This window comes from Pseudomonas abietaniphila, assembly GCF_039697315.1.
GTDB lineage: Bacteria > Pseudomonadota > Gammaproteobacteria > Pseudomonadales > Pseudomonadaceae > Aquipseudomonas > Aquipseudomonas abietaniphila_B.
The window spans coordinates 1,036,111-1,055,793 of sequence record NZ_CP155619.1; the positions used below are offsets into that span (position 1 = coordinate 1,036,111).

18 protein-coding genes are annotated in these 19,683 nt (G+C 60.8%); 10 read left to right on the forward strand and 8 right to left on the reverse strand.

Going from position 1 to position 19,683, the window contains the following annotated elements; genetic code table 11:
* The first annotated feature begins 23 nt into the window (after positions 1-23).
* From ABDX87_RS04540 to ABDX87_RS04555, 4 genes are all read left to right on the forward strand, one after another.
* Positions 24-707, forward strand: a complete 684-nt coding sequence (locus tag ABDX87_RS04540) for a sulfite exporter TauE/SafE family protein (protein WP_346831805.1) — start codon at positions 24-26, stop codon at positions 705-707.
* A 216-nt stretch (positions 708-923) separates the two neighbouring features.
* Positions 924-2,306 carry an oxygen-independent coproporphyrinogen III oxidase gene (gene hemN / locus ABDX87_RS04545; RefSeq protein WP_346831806.1) on the forward strand — a complete coding sequence of 461 codons (1,383 nt, stop codon included), beginning with the start codon at positions 924-926 and terminating at the stop codon, positions 2,304-2,306.
* Between the two features lie 120 nt (positions 2,307-2,426).
* The gene (fnr, locus tag ABDX87_RS04550) at positions 2,427-3,161 is read left to right on the forward strand and encodes a fumarate/nitrate reduction transcriptional regulator Fnr (RefSeq protein ID WP_346831807.1); all 735 of its coding nucleotides are present in this window, start codon (positions 2,427-2,429) and stop codon (positions 3,159-3,161) included.
* A gap of 66 nt (positions 3,162-3,227) precedes the next feature.
* Positions 3,228-3,776, forward strand: coding sequence for an adenine phosphoribosyltransferase (locus tag ABDX87_RS04555; RefSeq protein WP_346831808.1), 549 nt, complete (start codon positions 3,228-3,230; stop codon positions 3,774-3,776).
* 128 nt (positions 3,777-3,904) lie between these two features.
* Here ABDX87_RS04555 and recR read toward each other — a convergent pair whose 3' ends face one another.
* The 4 genes from recR to dnaX form a co-directional block, all read right to left on the reverse strand.
* The gene (gene recR / locus ABDX87_RS04560; protein ID WP_074755055.1) at positions 3,905-4,507 is read right to left on the reverse strand and encodes a recombination mediator RecR; all 603 of its coding nucleotides are present in this window, start codon (positions 4,505-4,507) and stop codon (positions 3,905-3,907) included.
* 69 nt (positions 4,508-4,576) lie between these two features.
* Complete coding sequence (locus ABDX87_RS04565) at positions 4,577-5,605, reverse strand: NADP-dependent oxidoreductase (RefSeq protein WP_346831809.1); 1,029 nt, start codon at positions 5,603-5,605, stop codon at positions 4,577-4,579.
* Between the two features lie 401 nt (positions 5,606-6,006).
* Positions 6,007-6,333 carry a YbaB/EbfC family nucleoid-associated protein gene (locus tag ABDX87_RS04570; protein ID WP_062385680.1) on the reverse strand — a complete coding sequence of 109 codons (327 nt, stop codon included), beginning with the start codon at positions 6,331-6,333 and terminating at the stop codon, positions 6,007-6,009.
* 67 nt (positions 6,334-6,400) lie between these two features.
* Positions 6,401-8,539, reverse strand: a complete 2,139-nt coding sequence (dnaX, locus tag ABDX87_RS04575) for a DNA polymerase III subunit gamma/tau (RefSeq protein WP_346831810.1) — start codon at positions 8,537-8,539, stop codon at positions 6,401-6,403.
* Positions 8,540-8,692: 153 nt separating this feature from the next.
* On the opposite strand from dnaX, the gene ABDX87_RS04580 reads away from it, so the two are divergent.
* Positions 8,693-9,466 (forward strand): substrate-binding periplasmic protein, encoded by a 774-nt coding sequence (locus tag ABDX87_RS04580; RefSeq protein ID WP_346831811.1) that lies wholly within the window; start codon positions 8,693-8,695, stop codon positions 9,464-9,466.
* Positions 9,467-9,614: 148 nt separating this feature from the next.
* The gene (gene acpA / locus ABDX87_RS04585) at positions 9,615-11,336 is read left to right on the forward strand and encodes an acid phosphatase (protein WP_346831812.1); all 1,722 of its coding nucleotides are present in this window, start codon (positions 9,615-9,617) and stop codon (positions 11,334-11,336) included.
* A 62-nt stretch (positions 11,337-11,398) separates the two neighbouring features.
* On the opposite strand, the gene ABDX87_RS04590 is transcribed toward acpA, so the two are convergent.
* Entirely contained in the window at positions 11,399-12,286 is an 888-nt protein-coding gene (locus tag ABDX87_RS04590) for a LysR family transcriptional regulator (RefSeq protein WP_346831813.1), read from the reverse strand.
* A 107-nt stretch (positions 12,287-12,393) separates the two neighbouring features.
* Here ABDX87_RS04590 and ABDX87_RS04595 point away from each other — a divergent pair, with 107 nt between their 5' ends.
* Positions 12,394-12,885 carry a multidrug/biocide efflux PACE transporter gene (locus tag ABDX87_RS04595; RefSeq protein ID WP_346831814.1) on the forward strand — a complete coding sequence of 164 codons (492 nt, stop codon included), beginning with the start codon at positions 12,394-12,396 and terminating at the stop codon, positions 12,883-12,885.
* Between the two features lie 160 nt (positions 12,886-13,045).
* Here the strand turns inward: ABDX87_RS04595 and ABDX87_RS04600 are convergent, their stop codons facing one another.
* The gene (locus ABDX87_RS04600; RefSeq protein WP_346831815.1) at positions 13,046-13,921 is read right to left on the reverse strand and encodes an alpha/beta fold hydrolase; all 876 of its coding nucleotides are present in this window, start codon (positions 13,919-13,921) and stop codon (positions 13,046-13,048) included.
* 258 nt (positions 13,922-14,179) lie between these two features.
* Between ABDX87_RS04600 and ABDX87_RS04605 the strand changes: the two genes are divergently transcribed.
* Together ABDX87_RS04605 and ABDX87_RS04610 are read left to right on the forward strand one after the other, a co-directional pair.
* A complete protein-coding gene (locus ABDX87_RS04605; RefSeq protein ID WP_346831816.1) occupies positions 14,180-14,617 on the forward strand; it encodes a carboxymuconolactone decarboxylase family protein in 438 nt (145 codons plus the stop codon).
* 167 nt (positions 14,618-14,784) lie between these two features.
* On the forward strand, positions 14,785-15,618 hold the full coding sequence (locus tag ABDX87_RS04610) for a PhzF family phenazine biosynthesis protein (RefSeq protein ID WP_346831817.1): 834 nt from the start codon (positions 14,785-14,787) through the stop codon (positions 15,616-15,618).
* A gap of 3 nt (positions 15,619-15,621) precedes the next feature.
* Here the strand turns inward: ABDX87_RS04610 and ABDX87_RS04615 are convergent, their stop codons facing one another.
* Positions 15,622-16,773, reverse strand: coding sequence for an MFS transporter (locus ABDX87_RS04615; RefSeq protein WP_346831818.1), 1,152 nt, complete (start codon positions 16,771-16,773; stop codon positions 15,622-15,624).
* 1,008 nt (positions 16,774-17,781) lie between these two features.
* Positions 17,782-18,423: an HD domain-containing protein gene (locus tag ABDX87_RS04620; protein ID WP_346831819.1), complete on the reverse strand. Its 642-nt coding sequence runs from the start codon at positions 18,421-18,423 to the stop codon at positions 17,782-17,784.
* A gap of 265 nt (positions 18,424-18,688) precedes the next feature.
* On the opposite strand from ABDX87_RS04620, the gene rarD reads away from it, so the two are divergent.
* Positions 18,689-19,573: an EamA family transporter RarD gene (gene rarD, locus ABDX87_RS04625; protein WP_346831820.1), complete on the forward strand. Its 885-nt coding sequence runs from the start codon at positions 18,689-18,691 to the stop codon at positions 19,571-19,573.
* Positions 19,574-19,683: the final 110 nt, after the last annotated feature.

The window sequence follows — 19,683 nt, forward strand, 5'->3', positions numbered from 1 at the left end:
CATCACGGCACCGGGTCACCACCATGTCTGATCTACTCCCCCAACTGCTCTCGGCCCTGATCCTCGGCCTGCTCGGCGGCGGGCATTGCCTGGGCATGTGCGGCGGCCTGATGGGGGCGTTGACCATGGCGATCCCCAAAGAGCAACGCAGCCGACGCTTTCGCCTGTTGCTGGCCTACAACGTCGGGCGCATTTTCAGTTATGCCTGCGCGGGATTGCTGATTGGCCTGGCGGGATGGGCGGTCGCCAACAGCCCCGGCGCGATGGTGCTCCGTGTGATGGCTGCCCTGTTGTTGATCACCATGGGTCTGTACCTGGCGGGATGGTGGAGCGGTCTGACGCACATTGAAGGGTTGGGACGCTGGCTCTGGCGGTACATTCAGCCGGTTGCCAGCCGACTGCTGCCGGTGTCGAGCCTGCCTCGCGCGTTGCTGCTCGGCGGATTGTGGGGCTGGTTGCCCTGCGGACTGGTCTACAGCACCCTGCTCTGGTCGGCGAGTCAGGGCAATGCGCTTTACAGCGCGCTGTTGATGCTGGCCTTCGGGATCGGCACCTGGCCTGTCCTGATCGCCACCGGGCTTGCCGCCGAACGCACCACGGCCTTGCTGCGCAAACGGAGCGTGCGGGTCGCCGGGGGACTGTTGGTCATTCTGTTTGGCCTGTGGACCCTGCCCGGCCCGCACCAGCACTGGTTGATGGGGCACTGAACATTAACCCACCCGTCGGGCGCGTTAGCTTCCTGTAGGAGCGAATTCATTCGCGATTGGCAGGATGGGGTCGCTGGACCTCTGTCGCCTACCCTACCTTTCGCGAATGAATTCGCTCCCACTGAGGATGTCGGCCATCCATTGATCCAGGTCAATAGTGGCCCGATCCGCTCTCCCTAAACTGCCTTCACCGCCAGCCTTTTCGGGAATGCCCGCATGCTCGACGACCTTCGTTGGGACTCTGACCTCATCCGCCGCTACGACCTGACAGGACCGCGTTACACGTCCTATCCCACTGCGGTGCAGTTTCATACGCAGGTGGGTGCGTTCGATCTGTTGCATGCGCTGCGTGAAAGCCGCAAGACCGTGCGTCCCTTGTCCCTGTACGTGCACATCCCGTTCTGCGCCAACATTTGCTACTACTGCGCCTGCAACAAGGTCATCACCAAAGATCGCAGCCGCGCTCAAGTTTATTTGCAGCGACTGAAACAGGAGATCCAGACGATCGCTCGCCATGTCGACGGTCGTCAGGTGGTCGAGCAACTGCATTTCGGTGGCGGCACGCCGACCTTTCTCAGCCATGTCGAATTGCGTGAGTTGATCGCGCACCTGCGCCAGCACTTCACCCTGCTGGACGATCACTCCGGCGACTACGGCATCGAGATCGACCCGCGCGAGGCCGACTGGTCGACCATGGGCCTGCTGCGTGAACTGGGCTTCAACCGTGTCAGCCTCGGCGTGCAAGACCTCGATCCGCTGGTGCAACGCGCGATCAACCGGCTGCAAAGCCTGGATGAAACCCGCGCGATCGTCGAAGCCGCCCGCACGCTGCAATTTCGCTCGGTGAACATCGACCTCATCTACGGACTGCCACTGCAGACACCCGAGGGTTTCGCGCGCACGGTCGACGAAGTCATTGCCCTGCAACCCGATCGTCTGTCGGTTTTCAACTACGCGCACCTGCCCGAACGCTTCATGCCCCAGCGGCGTATCGACACGGCGCAGTTGCCCAGCGCCGAACATAAACTGCAGATGCTGCAGCGCACCATCGAGCAGCTGACCGGGGCCGGTTACCGCTACATCGGCATGGACCACTTCGCTCTGCCCGATGACGACCTGGCCATTGCTCAGGAAGAAGGCACGCTGCAGCGCAACTTCCAGGGTTACACCACCCACGGCCATTGCGACCTGATCGGCCTGGGAGTCTCGGCCATCAGCCAGATCGGTGACCTGTATGCGCAGAACAGCAACGACCTCAACGACTATCAGAACCTGATCGCCAGCGATCAACTGGCGACCAAACGCGGGTTGATCTGCAACGATGACGACCGCATAAGGCGTGCGGTCATTCAGCAGTTGATCTGTCACTGCTCGCTCGATTTCGGCCCGATCAACGAAGCATTCGGTATCGATTTCCGTAGCTATTTCAGCGAAATCTGGCCCAGGTTGCTGCAGATGGCCAAAGACGGACTGATTCACCTGGACAGCAACGGCATCCGCGTCACCCCGGCCGGCCGCTTGTTGGTGCGCTCGATCTGTATGGTCTTCGACGCTTACATGAGTGTGCAGAACCGTCAGCGGTTTTCGCGAGTGATCTAGGACATTTGCGTAGTAGCAGCAGGAATTCATTTCACGCCATGGAGGGCGCGTGCTAGTCGAGGCCTTGACCCGTGGGTTACCCTTACGACTTATGTGTGTTTTATTACAAGGAATTACCCGATGTCTGAGCCAGTAAAGATGCGCGCTCATACCCAGGCTCACTGCAAGGATTGCAGCCTGGCCCCGTTGTGCCTCCCGCTTTCATTGAACCTTGAAGACATGGATGCACTCGACGAGATCGTCAAACGTGGCCGTCCCCTGAAAAAAGGCGAGTTCCTGTTTCGCCAGGGCGACACCTTCGATTCGGTGTATGCCGTGCGGTCCGGCGCGCTGAAGACCTTCAGCTTGAGCGACGGCGGTGAAGAACAGCTCACCGGCTTCCATCTGCCCAGTGAACTGGTCGGATTGTCAGGCATGGACGCAGAGGCTTATCCGGTCTCCGCCCAAGCCATGGAAACCACCTCGGTGTGTGAAATCCCCTTCGAGCGTCTGGATGAGTTGTCGGTGCAATTGCCGCAACTGCGTCGTCAGCTGATGCGCGTCATGAGCCGCGAGATCCGCGACGACCAACAAATGATGCTGTTGCTGTCGAAGAAAACAGCAGACGAGCGCATTGCGACCTTTCTGGTCAACCTGTCTGCCCGTTTCCGGGCGCGCGGCTTTTCAGCCAATCAGTTCCGCCTGAGCATGTCGCGCAACGAAATCGGCAATTACCTGGGGCTGGCGGTGGAGACCGTGTCTCGGGTGTTCACCCGCTTTCAGCAGAACGCGCTGATCGCCGCCGAAGGCAAGGAAATTCACATTCTTGACCCCATCCAGCTGTGCGCGCTGGCGGGCGGTTCGCTGGAAAGCTGATGGCGGCACAGACCGGGCAGGCTTAAACTACGCTCTTCGCGTGTACTGCCTGCCCGAGACCTTTCGATGATTTTCGACGAATTCAGCTTCAAATCCCTGATCCGCCCGGTGGTGGACTTTCCCAAGCCTGGCGTCATTTTTCGCGACATCACCCCACTGTTTCAATCGCCCAAGGCGTTGCGCCTGGTGATGGACAGCTTCGTGCAGCGTTACATCGATTCGGACTTCACCCACGTGGGTGCCATGGATGCACGCGGATTTCTGATCGGCTCGATCATCGCCTACGAGCTCAACAAACCTCTGGTGCTGTTCCGCAAACAGGGCAAGCTTCCCGCCGACGTGCTGGCAGAGGGTTATCAGACCGAATACGGCGAAGCGTTTCTGGAAGTCCACGCCGACAGCCTGTGCGACGGCGACTCGGTGGTGATGTTCGATGACCTGATCGCCACGGGCGGCACGCTGATCGCAGCCGCCAATCTCATCCGCCGCATGGGCGCAAAAGTGCATGAAGCGGCCGCCATCATCGACCTGCCTGAACTGGGCGGCTCGCAGCGCCTGCAAGACATGGAAATCCCGACGTTCTGCCTGACGCAGTTTGCGTTGACCGATAAATAAGCCCGCCAGACCAAGCGGCCTCCACTTTAGAGCCGGCTTGCCCGCGACATCGGTGCGTCATTCACTCTGCATGTGGCTGACCCGAGGCCTTCGCCAGCAAGCCGAGTCCTACAGTGCTTGGCAAAACCTCAAAGCTGTATCGGCTTGCGCCCGGCGAACGAATGCGCCAGCGTGCCACCGTCCACCAGTTCCAGCTCCCCACCCAACGGCACGCCGTGGGCAATCCGTGAGGTGATCAGGCCCTTGTTGTTGAGCAACTGGGCGATGTAATGCGCGGTGGCCTCACCTTCCACGGTCGGGTTAGTCGCCAGGATCACTTCGGTGAACGTGCCCTGCTCTTCGATCCGCGCCATCAGTTGCGGAATACCAATGGCCTCAGGCCCGAGGCCATCGAGCGGCGACAGATGCCCCTTGAGCACGAAATAGCGACCGCGATAGCCCGTCTGCTCGACGGCATACACGTCCATCGGGCCTTCCACCACGCACAGCAGCGTGTCGTCCCGACGCACATCGGAACACTGAGGGCAGAGTTCTTCTTCGGTGAGGGTGCGGCATTGTTTGCAGTGTCCGACGCCTTCCATGGCCTGACTCAGCGCCTGAGCCAGGCGTGAGCCACCGCTGCGATCGCGCTCAAGCAACTGCAACGCCATGCGCTGAGCGGTTTTCTGACCGACGCCGGGCAGAATGCGCAGGGAGTCAATCAACTGGCGAATCAGTGGGCTGAAGCTCATTGGGGAAAGGTCCGACAAATACACGAGACGCGGTTTATACCCGCGCCTCCGGTGAGCGTCAAATCACGCTTACGACACCTTCACCACCAGCTTGCCGAAGTTCTTGCCTTCGAGCATGCCGATGAAGGCATCCGGCGCATGTTCCAGGCCATCGACCACGTCTTCGCGGAATTTCACCTTGCCGTCCTTCACCAACGGCACCATGGCCTGCATGAATTCTTCCAGGCGGTGGTAGTACTCCTCGTAGACGATAAAGCCCTGAATCTTCGCGCGCTTGGTCAACAGCGTGCGCATCAGCAGCGGCAGGTAATTCGGTCCGTCGGGCAGACGCTGGGCGTTGTACTGAGCGATCAGGCCGCACAGCGGTATGCGAGCGTGCTGGTTGAGCAGTGGCAGTACCGCTTCGAAGACCTTGCCGCCAACCAGTTCGAAATAGATGTCGATGCCGCTGGGACAGGCCTCGCTCAACTGCTCGGCAAAATGCTCGCTCTTGTGATCGATACAGGCGTCAAAGCCCAGCTCGTCCATCACGTAGCGACATTTGTCGATACCACCCGCGATCCCGACCACGCGCAGACCGTGCAGCTTGGCGACTTGCCCGACCACCGAGCCAACCGCGCCGGACGCCGCAGCGACCACCAGGGTTTCGCCGGCCTTGGGCTGGCCGATGTTCATCAAGCCCATGTAACCGGTGATGCCCGGCATGCCGAGCACGCCCACGGCCATCGACGGGCTCGGCAGGTCTTTGGGCACCTGCATCAGGTTCTTGCCATCGGAAATACTGTGGGTCTGCCAGCCGGTTTGCCCGACCACCAGATCGCCTTCCTTGAACGCCGGGTTGCGCGATTGCTCGACCACGCTGACTGCCCCGCCCTCCATAACGGCGTCGATTTCCACGGGCGGCGCGTAGGACGGCGCGTCACTCATGCGACCGCGCATGTACGGGTCGAGGGAAAGATACAGCGTGCGCAGTTGAACCTGGCCGTCCTTCAGGTCAGGCAATGCCTCGCGCTCAAGCCGAAAATTCTCCGGCGTTGGCGAACCTTGGGGTCGGGAGGCCAGGACGACACGCTGGTTGAGGATCAATTCTTGCGACATCGGAGCGGTTCCTTTATCGATGAGTGACAGGCTGTAGAAAGCAGACCGTGTCGTACAGAAGGGGTTCGGTTGGATGTGGCGGGTAGTATGAAACGCGTAATGAACGCAGAAAACACCCCAGGCGTCGAAAGGGGTAACCCGTAGCAGCGAGGCTTGACGACAAAGGCATCCATGAAATCGACTCAGCCATCACAGATCAGACGCTTGACTAATGTGGGAGCGAATTCATTCGCGAAAAAGTGGTTCAGGTGACAGGAATGTGTCGAGGCGGCTGGCCAATCGCGAATAAATGCGCTCCCACAGGGCTTGCGCCGCCCGGCGAGTATCCGTCGGTCGTCCAGAAACGCTTACAAAAATGCCAGGCACTTGGCCTGGCATTTGGGTGCAGCAAACCCGCTCGATCAGAACGGCAGCTTCATGCCTGGCGGCAGTTGCATGCCAGCGGTCATGCTGGCGGTTTTTTCCTGGCTGGCCGCTTCGATCTTGCGCACGGCGTCGTTGACGGCGGCGGCGATCAGGTCTTCAAGGATTTCCTTGTCTTCCTGCATCAGGCTGTCGTCCAGGCTGACGCGCTTGACGTCGTGACGACCGGTCATCACCACGCTCACCAGGCCAGCGCCCGATTGGCCGGTCACTTCGGCATTGGCCAGTTCTTCCTGCATCTTGGCCATTTTTTCCTGCATCTGCTGGGCCTGCTTCATCAGGCCAGCCATGCCACCTTTCATCATGGGAATTCTCCTCGAAAGTCGATGGGGTCGTTGCGCGGCGCTAAATCAGCTTAGCGCCTTGTGGTCATTAAGGGGTCTGTACAGCGGGAGCATCCACGGGGGCAATCGTATCCTCACGGATCCTGGCGCCAAACTGTTCGAGCATTTGCTGGATGAACGGATCGGCGTGAATCGACGCCTCGGCCTGACGCTGGCGATCGGCACGCCGCCGCGCCGCCGCCTGAGCCGGGGTTTCCTGCTCGGGCTTGATCAGCTCGATACTCAGATTGAGGGTGCGTTCATGGTATTGGTTCAGCGCATCGTTCAGTCGGCGCTGCTGCGTGGAGTTGAAAAGCGCGCTGTGGGCCGGGTCCAGGTGCAGCAACCAGTTGTCGCCGTCTACCGAAATCAAGGTGCAGTTGGCGGCAATACTGCCGGTCATGCCGGAAATCGGCAGTTTCGGGAACAGGTCGAGCCAGTCGGCGGCAAGGCCGGTCGCAGGCTTCGCAGCTGGCAACAATTCAGGCTCTTTCTCCACCGCCTCGGCCGTGTCGTGGGCCAGGTCGTCGAGATAGGCGAACGACGCCGGGTCGATGTCCACGTCCGGCTCGTAATAATCGTCGTCGGGTGGCGGTTCGTCGTCACGCTCCATGGGCGCAGGCACATACGGCACGGCGTCAGGCACATGCTCAAGCATCGCCGGGGTGACGACCTCGGCGGCCGCCTGAATGTGTTCCTGTGATTCGACTTCCGGCGCATCCGGCACCGGGCTCGCAGGCGCGGGCGTCGGCATGGGCGTCAACTCGGGCTGCTCGGCCACGGTGTCGAGAACGGGCTCGGGGATGTCCTCCGCAACAGATGCAGGGACCGGTTCTGGCTCTGGCTCAGGCTCGCTGATCGGCGACGCCGCTTTGGGTTCGTTCCAGGGCAGGTCCACTTCCTCGACCGGCGCAGGCGCATAAGCGGGCGCGGGCGGCGTCACGGGCGCAGGCTTTTCCAGAACAGGAGCAGGCGCTGTTGCTGCCGGAACCGGTGCAGGTGTCGGCGCAACAGGCGCTGCACCGGCCACCGTTGTCTGGGAATCAACCGTGGCCGGGTTGATCCCCACTGACTTTAACGGCTGTCTCGGCGCGTTATCGCTGTCGGCCGGGCGGAAGGCCAACATGCGCAACAGGACCATTTCAAAACCGCCGCGCGGGTCCGGCGCCAGAGGCAGGTCGCGACGACCGATCAGGCCCATCTGGTAATAGAACTGCACGTCCTCGGCCGGCAATGCCTGGGCCAGCGCCAACACGCGGTCCCGGTCGCCGTGACCGTTGTCGACGCCTTCAGGCAAGGCCTGCGCAATCGCAACGCGGTGCAACACGTTGAGGATTTCCGAGAGCACGCCGCTCCAGTCCGGGCCTTGTTCAGCCAGATGGCGCACAGCTTCCAGCAAGGAACGCGCGTCGCCGTCGATGAGTGCCGTCAGCACGTCATACACCTGACCGTGATCCAGCGTGCCGAGCATCGCCCGTACATCGGCGGCCAGCACCTTGCCTTCGCCGAAAGCAATCGCCTGGTCGGTCAGGCTCATGGCGTCCCGCATCGAGCCGTCAGCGGCACGACCGAGCAGCCACAGCGCATCGTCTTCGAAGGGAATGTTTTCGGCGCCCAGTACGTGGGTCAGGTGCTCGACCACGCGCTCAGGCGTCATGTTTTTCAGGGAGAACTGCAGGCAACGGGACAGAATGGTGGCCGGCAGCTTCTGCGGATCGGTGGTCGCCAGGATGAACTTGACGTAGGGCGGCGGCTCTTCCAGCGTTTTCAGCAAGGCGTTGAACGAGTGGCTGGACAGCATGTGCACTTCGTCGATCAGGTAGACCTTGAAGCGGCCACGGCTGGGCGCGTACTGCACGTTATCCAGCAGCTCGCGGGTATCTTCGACCTTGGTGCGGCTCGCGGCGTCGATTTCGATCAGGTCGACGAAGCGACCTTCGTCAATCTCGCGGCACACCGAACATTCGCCACAGGGCGAGGAAGTAATACCGGTTTCACAGTTCAGACATTTAGCGATGATTCGCGCGATGGTGGTCTTGCCGACACCGCGCGTGCCGGTGAATAAATAGGCATGGTGCAGGCGCTGGCTGTCCAGCGCGTTGATCAAGGCCTTGAGCACATGGGTCTGGCCGACCATTTCGCGGAACGAGCGCGGACGCCATTTACGTGCAAGAACCTGATAACTCATTGAAAACCGTCGCGACTGGGTTGCGGAAGACCGCTAATGCTAGCGGAGCGGGGCCAAAATTGCATCCGGGCAATATGAACGCGCGCATATAAACAATCTGCCGCTAGACTGCCATCACTGCCCCATAGCATTCGGCTCACACCGAGGGACCTCATGCGGTTGCTGACATTGAGCGCTTTTTTGCTAATGAGTGGGTTCGTCACAGCGCAGGAAACACCGTTACGGTTTTCCATCGCCGATGCGTGGTCGATGCCGCTGGTGCAGCTCGACGACCATCAACCCACTGGCGGCATCATCTTCGACATCATGCAAAGCATGGCGGCGCAGGCAAACCTGTCGGCGGAGTACCGCGTGGTGCCGATCCAGCGGGTGCAACGCACGCTGGAGCGCGGCGCCATCAACGTGCGCTGCTATGCCGCGCAATCGTGGATGCCCAACCTCTCCGGCGACTACACCTGGAGCTTGCCGCTGCTGATCCAGCGCGATCTTTTGATCAGCACACCGGATAATCCGACGCCCAGAGCGCCGGATTCCCTCGTCGACGAAACCATCGGCACCGTGCTCGGCTACGTCTACCCTACCCTGCAAACCGCCTTCGACAGCCATCGATTGAAGCGTGATGACGCGCGCAGCGAAGTCCAGGTGCTGCAGAAACTGCAAGTCCACCGCTACCGCTACGCCGTGGGCAATCAATGGTCGCTGGACTGGTTCAATCGCAACCTGCCCGACGATCAGAAACTGCGTGGCATCGCCGTCATCGACGAACAGCCGGTGGGTTGCATCGTGCGTAACGACACGCAAATTCCCGCGCAACGCCTGATGCGGATCTTGCTGAGAATGCGCATGTCGGGCGAGATCGACCGGATCATGAGCCGCTACAACACGGTGTCGGGGCTTCCAGCGGACCGACCTGCGGCGGCGCCTTGACCTCCAGTCCCAAGGCTCGGGACCTCACTGCTCCTTCCATCGACTGCTCTAGATTCAGTGTTTCAAGCTGTCGCATTAATGTCACATTGCAGGATTAGGCTCCGTCGACATAATTGGTAACACCTCGAATCCCGCATCAGGAGCCGTGATGAGCGACAAACAACAAGACCTCAACAAGCCGTCCGCTGCCGATCACTCTGTTGATTCCCCCGCCGATACCAGCCGCCGTCGTTTCCTCGGTGGCGTCGCCGTGCTGGGCGCTGGCGCCACCTTGAGTGGCGTCGTGGCCGCCAGCGAGACGCCGGGCGATGGCAAGTCCACCGCCCTTGAAACCACGCTTAGCGGTCCTGAGCTGGACAAGGCGCTGCAGGACAACGTCAAGACCATCGTGGTGATCTACGGCGAAAACCGCAGTTTCAATAACCTGTTCGCCAACTTCCCCGGCGTGGAAAAACCCTTGTCTGCGGTGAAGCCCGAGGAATACCGGCAGCGCGACCGCAATGGTTCTGTGCTCGAGAAGCTGCCGCAATGCTGGGGCGGTGTCTGCCAGATCGGCCCGCAGAGCGTCGATGGCGTGACCTACGCCACCGGCCTGCAGTATCAGGAAAACCTGCCGAACGCGCCGTATGCCCTCAAAGGCCCGAGTGGCGAAGACCTGCCCTTGAACGTGGTCACCCGCGACCTGTGGCACGTGTTCTATCAGAATCAGATGCAGATCAATGGCGGCAAAAATGACGGCTTCGTGGCGTGGGCCGACTCCGGCAGCCTGACCATGGGTCATTACGCACAGACCCAGTATTCCCTCCGCTTGTGGGAGGTCGCCAAGGAGTTCGTGCTCTGCGACAACTTCTTCCAGGGCGCTTTTGGCGGCTCCTTCCTTAATCATCAGTACCTGGTGTCCGCCAAAGTGCCGTTCTACCCAGACGCGGCCAACTCGCCCGCCAAGTCGCAGATTGCCACGCTGGAAAGCAGCGACCCGCTGGAATTCCGCCTCAAGCCGCTGGAAAAATCCCCTGCCAGCGCCATGGACGGCCCGCCGCAATTCGGGCCCAGCCTGCTGACCCCGGATGGTTACGCGGTGAACACCATGGCACCGCCGTACTGGCCGACCTGGCTGCGCGACAAGGAAAAACCGGACTACTCGCAACCCAACCTGGCCAACGTGCTGGTGCCGCAGACCCATGACCACATCGGCGACAAGCTGTCGAAGAAGAACGTCGACTGGGCGTGGTACGCCGGTGCGTGGCAAGTCACGCTGGACGAGTACAAGGACTCGGCGGGCATCCCCAAGATCCCGAACTTCCAGTACCACCATCAGCCCTTCAACTATTTCAAGCAGCAAGGTCCGCAAAACGCTGCTGAACGCAATAAGCGTTTGCGCGACGGCGGGCTGGGGGACGATTCAGGCACCAATAAATTCTTTGCCGACGTCGAAGCGGGCAAACTGCCTGCGGTGACCTTCTACAAACCTCAGGGCAACCTGAACATGCATGCCGGTTACGCCGACGTCGCCGCCGGTGACCGACACATCGACCGCGCCGTGAAGATGCTGCGCAACAGTCCGCAATGGAAAAACATGGTGATCGTCATCACCGTCGATGAAAACGGCGGCTGGTGGGATCACGTGGCGCCGCCCAAAGGTGACCGCTGGGGCCCAGGTACACGCGTTCCGGCCATCGTGATTTCGCCGTTTGCCCGTAAAGGCACGGTGGACCACACCGTTTACGACACCGCTTCGATCCTGCGCCTGATCACCCGCGTGCACGGGCTGGAAAAGCTCGACGGTATCGTCGAGCGTGACAACGCCATGATAGCGCGTGGCCAGGCGCCGATGGGTGATCTGACCAACGCGCTGAGGTTCCCGGCGTAATCATCGCGCGACCAAGAACGCTCGCAGGAAATGCCGGAACAGCGTTTCCTGCGAGCGGTCCGCTAATAATCCCCTCGCCCCTCCAGCAACGTATCCAGCAACCAAGCGCCCGCAGGCCCCAAGCTCTTTTGCCGCGACCAGATCACATCCACCGCCGAACTGCGCGGCCATCCCGGCACCTGCAGCTCCTTGAGCCGCCCCTGCGCATAACCCCGCACCAGCCAGCGCGGCAGGGCCGACCAGCCAAAACCAAACACCGCCATGTCCATCAACAACAGGTAGTTGGGCGCCGACCAGCTGCGGCGTGCACCGCTGGGCAGGTCGTTGGTGGGAACACTTTCATCGACGATGGTGTTCAAACGCAGCGCGCGATGCTGCGCAAGCCTGTGGTAATCGACCGCCGGCTCAGAGGCCAGCGGATGCGTGTGCGACACGAAAAGACCGAAATCGGCACGCTCGGCGATGGTCGCGTAACCCACTTCCGGCGGGTAACTCGCCTGCGCCGACAGCAGCCCGAGCGAGGCCCGACCGCTCTGGATCAGGTTGATCGCATCGCCGTGTTCGGCAAACACGCACTCCAGTTCAATCTCGGGAAAACGTTGATCGAGCTCGGCCATGCGCGCCTCGAATTCGGCAAACTGGTTGGCGTCCGATAACACCAGGGTCAAGCGCGGCTCCATCCCTTCAACCAGTCGGCCGGCGGCGCGGCGCAGCTTGTCGGATGCGGCCAGCAGCTCTTCAATTCGCCCTTGCAGCGCCCTGCCCGCTTCGGTCAGCGTCGGGTGTTTGGACGACCGGTCGAAAAGCGTGACGCCCAGATCGATTTCCAGCCGTGAGATGGCTTCGCTGATGGTCGACTGGCTCTTGCCGAGACGACGCGCCGCCGCGCTGAACGACCCCAGGGCCAGGACTTGGGAAAACGCTTCCAGCGCTTCGGGTGAATAGCTCATGCTCACACTCGCTCTTTCATCCATCGGTTTTTCCGATGGCAACGATTTTCACTTTAGTGCATCGCCCAGAGACAATGCACGCCTGCCCGTAACAAAGTGAACGTGTCATGCCTGTTAACGTCCTGTCCAAGGAGAAGGCCGCGAAGTCGGCTGTCCCTGCGAAATCCGTAAAAGAACGCGCGCTGCATGCGCTGGTGTTCGAACTCATCGGCGTACTGCTGTTCGCCCCGGGACTGGCGTGGGTCCTTGGTCAGTCCCTCGGCAAAATGGGCGCGATGACGGTGATGATTTCCACGGTGGCGATGCTGTGGAACATGATCTTCAACGCAGGCTTCGACCGACTGCGGGCGCGACTCGGCTTTGCCATGACCGTGAAGGCCCGCGCGCTGCACGCCATCGCGTTCGAAACCGGTTTGATCGTGGCGGTCGTGCCGCTGGCGGCATGGTGGCTCTCGATCAGCCTGTGGGAGGCTTTCCTGCTGGATGTCGGACTGCTGCTGTTGTTCCTGCCCTACACGATGCTGTTCAACATGGCGTGGGACAAGGTGCGTGAGCGGGTTGTGGCCAAACCGCATCAGACCGTTCAGGCTGATCGCTAAAAAAAGTGAAGAGCACACATCCCCTTGTGGGAGCGAATTCATTCGCGAAAAACAGTTCAGCCGATAGAGATGCACCGGTTGCACTGGCCCATCGCGAATGAATTCGCTCCCACTGGGCGGACAGCGTTCATCCCCTAATCGAGTCAAGCCCCGTCTGGCCTCAGGATAAAAACGGTAAAACTTCTGCCAGCAATTCCTGCGGAATCTCCTCGGCCAGATAATGCCCGCCCGGCAGCGCTTTGCCGCGCACGTCGGTGGCGACGTTCTGCCACTCCTTCAGCGGCTCGAAACATTTGCCGACCGTGCCCTCGCTGCCCCACAAGACCAGTAACGGCAACGTCAGGTGATGACCGGCCTCGATGTCCGCCCGATCATGTTCCAGGTCGATGCTGGCGCTGGCGCGATAGTCTTCGCACACACCACGAGACGCACCTGGCAGGCTCGCGCACCGCAGGTATTCGGCGAAGGCTTCGTCGGTGAAAGGCGTCAGCCCTGCGCTACGACTGCCCATCACACTGCGCAGGTACTGCTCCGGACTGGCCTCCAGCAACATTTCCGGCAAAGGGGCCGGACGGATCAGGAAAAACCAGTGCCAATAGGCACGGGCAAAGGCCTCATTGGTCTGGCTGTACATCGCCAACGTCGGTGCGATGTCGAGCAAGGCCATGCGCGTCACGGTCTGCGGATGATCCAGCGCCAGCCGATGCGCAACGCGGGCGCCGCGATCATGGGCCAGGATGGAGAACGTCGACAGGCCCAGTTCGCGCATCAACTCGACCATGTCGCGGCCCATCTCGCGCTTGGAATAACTGGAATGGTCTGGCGTCGCAGGCGGCTTGCTGCTGTCGCCATAACCGCGCAAATCAGCGGCCACCACCGTGAAGTGCTGGCTCAGGCGCTCGGCAATCTTGTGCCAGATGACGTGGGTCTGCGGGTGACCGTGCAGCAGCAACAGGCCTGGGCCGGTCCCGCCGATGCGATAGCTGATCCGTACACCGTTGACCAGGCGCTGGTCTTTCTGAAATCCGGCAAACATGGATGACTCCTTGTGATTGTTGGCGCATAGCCTAGATCGCTGAGCCAGAGCGGCAAGGCCCAAAGCGTGGCCGCGCCGTTCATGAACCGTGTTCGCAGGCCATGACGCAAATGCGCGATGCGGTAGACCAATCCTGGAAAACCTCGGCAATTGGTCTCCAAAAATCCTGATCCATTGGCTATTCGGCCATCGTGAGCTCAAGCGTAATGTAGTGCCACAGCCAACGAATTTCCCACTGACTCATCGGAGCACGCACACATGAACAAAAGAATTTCCTGGGCACAGAAATCGCCAGAAGCCTACAAAGCCATGGTCGGGCTGGAAGCCGCCCTGGCCAAATCAGGCCTGGACAGCTCGCTGCTGGAACTGATCCGTCTGCGCGCTTCGCAGATCAATGGCTGCGCCTACTGCGTCAACATGCACGCCAATGACGCCCGCAAAGCCGGTGAAACCGAAGCCCGCCTGCAGACCCTGAGCGTATGGGCAGAAACCGCGTTCTTCACCGACAAAGAGAAGACGGTACTGGCGTGGGTCGAAAGCCTGACGCAGTTGTCGATCCATCACGCGCCGCAGGATCAATACGAAGCCCTGCTTGAGCATTACAGCGAAGCGGACGTCGCCAACATCACCCTGGCGATCGCCACCATCAATGCCTGGAACCGCTTCGGCGTGGGCTTTGCGATGGTTCCGGCCTGATCGATTGCGCTGGAAAACCTTTGCCGGACCACTAAGGGATGCACGTCGTACATTCGCAGCGTGCATCAACCCGTTGAATCCCACGCATAAGCACTTTTGGTTGGTGCCCATTACCGTGCGTCGATAACAATTACGCCACTTCCCCACGGCGCAATGAGCACTCGAACATGACAATGGACATCCTCAGGCTTGCGGCCTTTTCCGACGCTGACCAAGGCGGTAATCCGGCTGGGGTCTGGATCGGCGAAATCTTTCCTGACGACGCGATCATGCAGCGGGTGGCCGCCGAGGTCGGCTATTCGGAAACGGCCTTCGCGGTGCCGCAAGGTGACGGTTTTCGTGTGCGCTATTTCTCCCCCGAAGCCGAAGTGCCGTTCTGCGGTCACGCCACCATCGCCTTGGGCGCAGCGCTGGCGGGCCGGTTTGGCGAAGGCCTTTTCAAGCTCTTCCTGAACGAAGCGCAGATCAGCGTCGAAGGACACAGGCACGGCGCATTGACCTCTGCCGCGCTGCAATCCCCGCCGACCTTCAGCAAACCGGTCAGCCGCGAACGGCTCAGTCAGGCCATGTCACTGTTTGATCTGCAAGCCGAAGATATCGACTTGCGTATTCCGCCTGCGCTTATCAATGGCGGCGCGCAGCACCTGGTGCTCGCCGTGAATCGTCGGGACACGCTCAGGAACATGCGCTATGACTTCGCGACGGGCCGTGAGTTGATGGTGCGTGAAGGTTGGGTGACGATATTGCTGGTGTTCGCCGAATCCCCTCGCCTCTTCCACACGCGCAATCCATTTGCCTTTGGCGGCGTCTATGAAGACCCTGCCACGGGTGCATCGAGCGCGGCGTTCGCCGGTTATTTGCGTGACATTGGCTGGGACCATGGCGGCGTCATCGACATCGTGCAGGGCGAAGACATGGGCAGCCGCTCGCGGATTCGAGCCGAGTTCAGTCCTGAACCCGGCAGTTCAATCCGTCTGTCAGGGACCGCGCGTACGTTGTAATCGCTACACCTTCAGATAGCGACCGCTGATCGCCGCACCCAGCAGCATCACGGCGATGATCAGAAACGCCGCGCCGAGGCTGCTGAGGTGGGCGACGAACCCGATACCGGCCGGGCCCATCAGGATACCGATGTAACCCAGCGTGGTGATGGCCGGAACGGCGACGTTCTCGGGCATGGTTTTCTGTCGGCCCACCGCGCTGTAGAACACCGGCACGATGTTGGAGCAACCCAGCCCCACGAGCGCGTAACCGGCCAAGGCTGCTTGCCAATAGGGAACCAGTGTGGCGACTGTCATGCCGACCGCTGCGCACAACCCACCGAACAGAATGATCTTGTGCACGCCCAGTCGACGCACGATCGGGTCGCCGCACAAGCGTCCGATGGCCATCGCCAACGCAAACACCGCATAACCAAAACCGGCGTATGACGGCTCGACACCGTGCCGGGCGCTTAGGAACACGGCGCTCCAGTCGAGCATCGCGCCTTCGGTGAGGAAGACGGTAAAGCACATCAGGCCGATGAACAGCACCACGCCATGGGGAATGGCGAACGCCGGACCGCCCGCTTCACTGCCGTAACCGAGCATGTTCGGGCGAGCCTTGTACAAGGCCAGGGCGATGAACACCGACACCAGCGAAACGGTCAGCCACGGCCACACGCCTATGCTCAGCAGCGCAGAAACACCTGCCGCCCCCACAATACCGCCACAACTGAACAGCCCGTGAAAGCCCGACATCATGGTCTTGCCACTGGCGCGCTCGACGATGATGGCCTGTATGTTGGTGACACACCCCAGCGCGCCCATGCTGGCGCCGTAGATAAAAAGGACCGCCACCATCAATGGCACGTTGTCGAGTGTGGCGAGTAACGGCAGGCACAGGCAGGCGATGCTGCCGACCACAGTGATGATGCGACGACAGCCGTAACGCACGGTCATGGCGCCGGCCAGTGGCATGGCGATGATCGAGCCGATGCCCAGACACAGCAGCAACAGGCCGAGGCTTGCGTCGTCCAGGCCCAGGCGGCTCTTGGCATAAGGCACCAGCGGCGCCCACGCGGAAATGCTGAACCCGGTGATGAAATACGTGACGCGGGTGGAAAACTGTTCGAGCCGTCCTGGCACGGTCGGTGCCGCAGTGCCGATGGAGGTCATTGCTGCTCCCTTGTCTGGCGGTGGAGAAAGCCGCCCTGCATGGGTCGACAAACTAAGAGCCTAACAAAGGTTGGCGCAATGCCGAAGAAGGGATGTGGGTGGATTTAGCCTCAGGAAGGCCTCAGTCGTCTTACGACATCCATGATCGACATAGCCGGGAGACTGCATTACCCCTGTAGGAGCAATCGGAGGTTACGACGGTCGCGACGCAGTGTGTCAGCCAATACATCACTGCCTGACACACCGCGTTCGCTGCCGTCGTAACCTCCGACGTCTCCCACACTGGACCGCGTTGCCGGGCGTACGCCTTATGCTTTCCGCGGCGAGATTGTGAATGATCTCGACGATTGAGCGTGGGAAACGATCAAGCACCCTCTACATCGCCGGGAGAATGCATTTCCCCTGTAGGAGCAATCGGAGGTTACGACGGTCGCGAATGCGGTGTGTCAGCCAATACATCACTGCCTGACACACCGCATTCGCTACCGTCGTAACCTCCGACGTCTCCCACACCGGACCGCGTTGCCGGGGCGTATGGCTTACGCCTTCCAAGGGGACTTGCGGATGATTTCAATCAAGTTCAGCGGCTTGAGCGTGGGAACAAGCAGCACCCTCTACATCGCCGGGAGAATGCATTTCCCCTGTAGGAGCAATCGGAGGTTACGACGGTCGCGAATGCGGTGTGTCAGGCAATACATCACTGCCTGACATACCGCATTCGCTGCCGTCGTAACCTCCGACGTCTCCCACACCGGACCGCGTTGCCGGGGCGTGCGGCTTATGCCTTCCACGGCGAGGTGCGGATGATCTCGACGATTGAGCGTGGGAAACGATCAAGCACCCTCTACATCGCCGGGAGAATGCATTTCCCCTGTAGGAGCAATCGGAGGTTACGACGGTCGCGAATGCGGTGTGTCGGGCAATACATCACTGCCTGACACACCGCATTCGCTGCCGTCGTAACCTCCGACGTCTCCCACACTGGACCGCGTTGCCGGGGCGTGTGGCTCACGCCTTCCAAGGCGACTTACGAATGATCTCGACGAAGTTCAGCGGCTTGAACGTCGGGTTTTCATCGACCAGCACGTCGGCGTTGACGGTGCCGAAGGTGGTGTCGGGCTTGTGACGGAAGCCGTTGGCGAAGGCGCACAGGATGCATTCCTTGAAGGCTTCACCACGCGGGTGAGCGTGGGTCACGACTTCACGCTGCTGGTCGCTGAACTGGTCGTAGTTGATGCCGAGCACGTCCATCTCGACGCCTGCGGTGACCAGTGCCACGTTCGGCCGCAGGTGCTCCGGCACGCCCGGCGTGGTGTGCAGGGCGATCGACAACCACACTTGCTCCAGATCGCCTTCGGACAAGCCGAACGGCTTGGCGAACGCACGGGCTGCGTTGGCGCCGTCCACTTCGAAGCGCAGGTCCGGGCTGCGGTGTTTTTCCATCAGACCGAGGTCGTGGAACATGGCGCCGACGTACAACTGCTCGGCGTCGTACTTCAATCCTTTGCGCTCACCGGTCAACGCGCCCCACAAAAAAACACGGCGGGAGTGATTGAACAGCAGATCGTCTTCCTGATCGCGGATGTATTCGGTGGTCGCGCGAGCCAGGGCGCTGTCAGGGATCTTGATACCGGCGATTTCTTGAGTCATGGAGGTCTTCCTCGATTGATCGCGCCGGTGTGGCGCGTTGAGGAGAAGTCTGCGGGACGAGGGTTTGCCCCTCAATCGGCGCGCGGTCTCGTTCTCTGCCAAACGTGCATCGTTTACTGCCAGCCCATCTGGCGTTTACCAGATTCCGCGCGAACGAGAGGGGCGCCTTCGGCTAGACTGTGCGCCGTTTCCCACGATCAGGCCGCCAGAGTCTGACGCCGTAAGCACCTTCAAAATCCTCAAGCATCGAAACCAAGGAGACCCTGTGTACAAGGGTGTTGCGTTATCGGTCATGGCCTCCTGCCTCTTTGCGGTCATGTACTACTACACCTCGCTGCTCATACCGTTGAGCGGTGAAGAAATCTTCGGCTGGCGCATGCTGCTGACCCTGCCCTGCGTCACGGTCTTCATGCTGTCCAGTGGCGACTGGCGCCTGGCCCGTGCGCTGGCCGGACGCATTCGCCAGAACCCGGCCCTGCTCGGCGGCATGGCGCTGTCGGCATCGCTGATGGGCGTGCAACTGTGGCTGTTCCTGTGGGCGCCCTTGCACGGGCGCAGTCTGGAAGTGTCGCTGGGCTATTTTCTGTTGCCATTGACGATCATCCTCACGGGACGCCTGGTCTATGGCGAGCAGCTCTCGCATTTGCAGAAGATCGCCGCGTGCTGCGCATTGGTCGGCGTGGGCAACGAGCTGCTGCGTTTGGGCAGTTTTTCCTGGGAAACCCTGGTGGTGTGCCTTGGGTATCCGGTGTATTTCATCCTGCGGCGCAAACTCAAGACCGATAACCTTGGCGGGCTATGGTGGGACATGTTGCTGATACTGCCAGCGGCCGTGTTCTTCATCTGCAAGGGCAACCCTGCGGTGGTCGAACAGTTCCCGCGCTTCTACCTGTTGATTCCGGTACTGGGTGCGATCAGCGCTTCGGCCCTCGTCGCCTATATCCTGGCCAGTCGCCTGTTGGCGTTCAGCGTGTTCGGCCTGCTGAGTTACGTTGAGCCGGTGCTGCTGGTCGGTGTCGCCCTGTTGCTGGGCGAGTCCATCGGGCGGGATGAATGGATGACCTACCTGCCGATCTGGCTCGCGGTCATGGTGCTGATGGGTGAAGGCGTCAAGCATGTGTTGGCGCAAAGTCGACGTAACAGCGTTTGATCGCAACACATCGTCGATGCAAGCGATGAGCGCATCGCTGATGGTTTAACGCTGTGGCAGCGAATTCATTCGCGGGGGCCGGTACAGCCGATAGCTGTCTGGCGTCTGGA

Bases quoted from the DNA above. Each gene is read 5' to 3' on its own strand.
- hemN (WP_346831806.1), top strand. From the start codon at position 924: ATGCTCGACGACCTTCGTTGGGACTCTGACCTCATCCGCCGCTACGAC.
- ABDX87_RS04600 (WP_346831815.1), bottom strand. From the start codon at position 13,921: ATGTTTGCCGGATTTCAGAAAGACCAGCGCCTGGTCAACGGTGTACGG.
- ABDX87_RS04540 (WP_346831805.1), top strand. From the start codon at position 24: ATGTCTGATCTACTCCCCCAACTGCTCTCGGCCCTGATCCTCGGCCTG.
- recR (WP_074755055.1), bottom strand. From the start codon at position 4,507: ATGAGCTTCAGCCCACTGATTCGCCAGTTGATTGACTCCCTGCGCATT.
- ABDX87_RS04615 (WP_346831818.1), bottom strand. From the start codon at position 16,773: ATGACCTCCATCGGCACTGCGGCACCGACCGTGCCAGGACGGCTCGAA.
- acpA (WP_346831812.1), top strand. From the start codon at position 9,615: ATGAGCGACAAACAACAAGACCTCAACAAGCCGTCCGCTGCCGATCAC.
- ABDX87_RS04570 (WP_062385680.1), bottom strand. From the start codon at position 6,333: ATGATGAAAGGTGGCATGGCTGGCCTGATGAAGCAGGCCCAGCAGATG.
- ABDX87_RS04580 (WP_346831811.1), top strand. From the start codon at position 8,693: ATGCGGTTGCTGACATTGAGCGCTTTTTTGCTAATGAGTGGGTTCGTC.
- ABDX87_RS04610 (WP_346831817.1), top strand. From the start codon at position 14,785: ATGACAATGGACATCCTCAGGCTTGCGGCCTTTTCCGACGCTGACCAA.
- ABDX87_RS04590 (WP_346831813.1), bottom strand. From the start codon at position 12,286: ATGAGCTATTCACCCGAAGCGCTGGAAGCGTTTTCCCAAGTCCTGGCC.
- ABDX87_RS04605 (WP_346831816.1), top strand. From the start codon at position 14,180: ATGAACAAAAGAATTTCCTGGGCACAGAAATCGCCAGAAGCCTACAAA.
- ABDX87_RS04620 (WP_346831819.1), bottom strand. From the start codon at position 18,423: ATGACTCAAGAAATCGCCGGTATCAAGATCCCTGACAGCGCCCTGGCT.
- ABDX87_RS04595 (WP_346831814.1), top strand. From the start codon at position 12,394: ATGCCTGTTAACGTCCTGTCCAAGGAGAAGGCCGCGAAGTCGGCTGTC.
- ABDX87_RS04555 (WP_346831808.1), top strand. From the start codon at position 3,228: ATGATTTTCGACGAATTCAGCTTCAAATCCCTGATCCGCCCGGTGGTG.
- dnaX (WP_346831810.1), bottom strand. From the start codon at position 8,539: ATGAGTTATCAGGTTCTTGCACGTAAATGGCGTCCGCGCTCGTTCCGC.
- fnr (WP_346831807.1), top strand. From the start codon at position 2,427: ATGTCTGAGCCAGTAAAGATGCGCGCTCATACCCAGGCTCACTGCAAG.
- ABDX87_RS04565 (WP_346831809.1), bottom strand. From the start codon at position 5,605: ATGTCGCAAGAATTGATCCTCAACCAGCGTGTCGTCCTGGCCTCCCGA.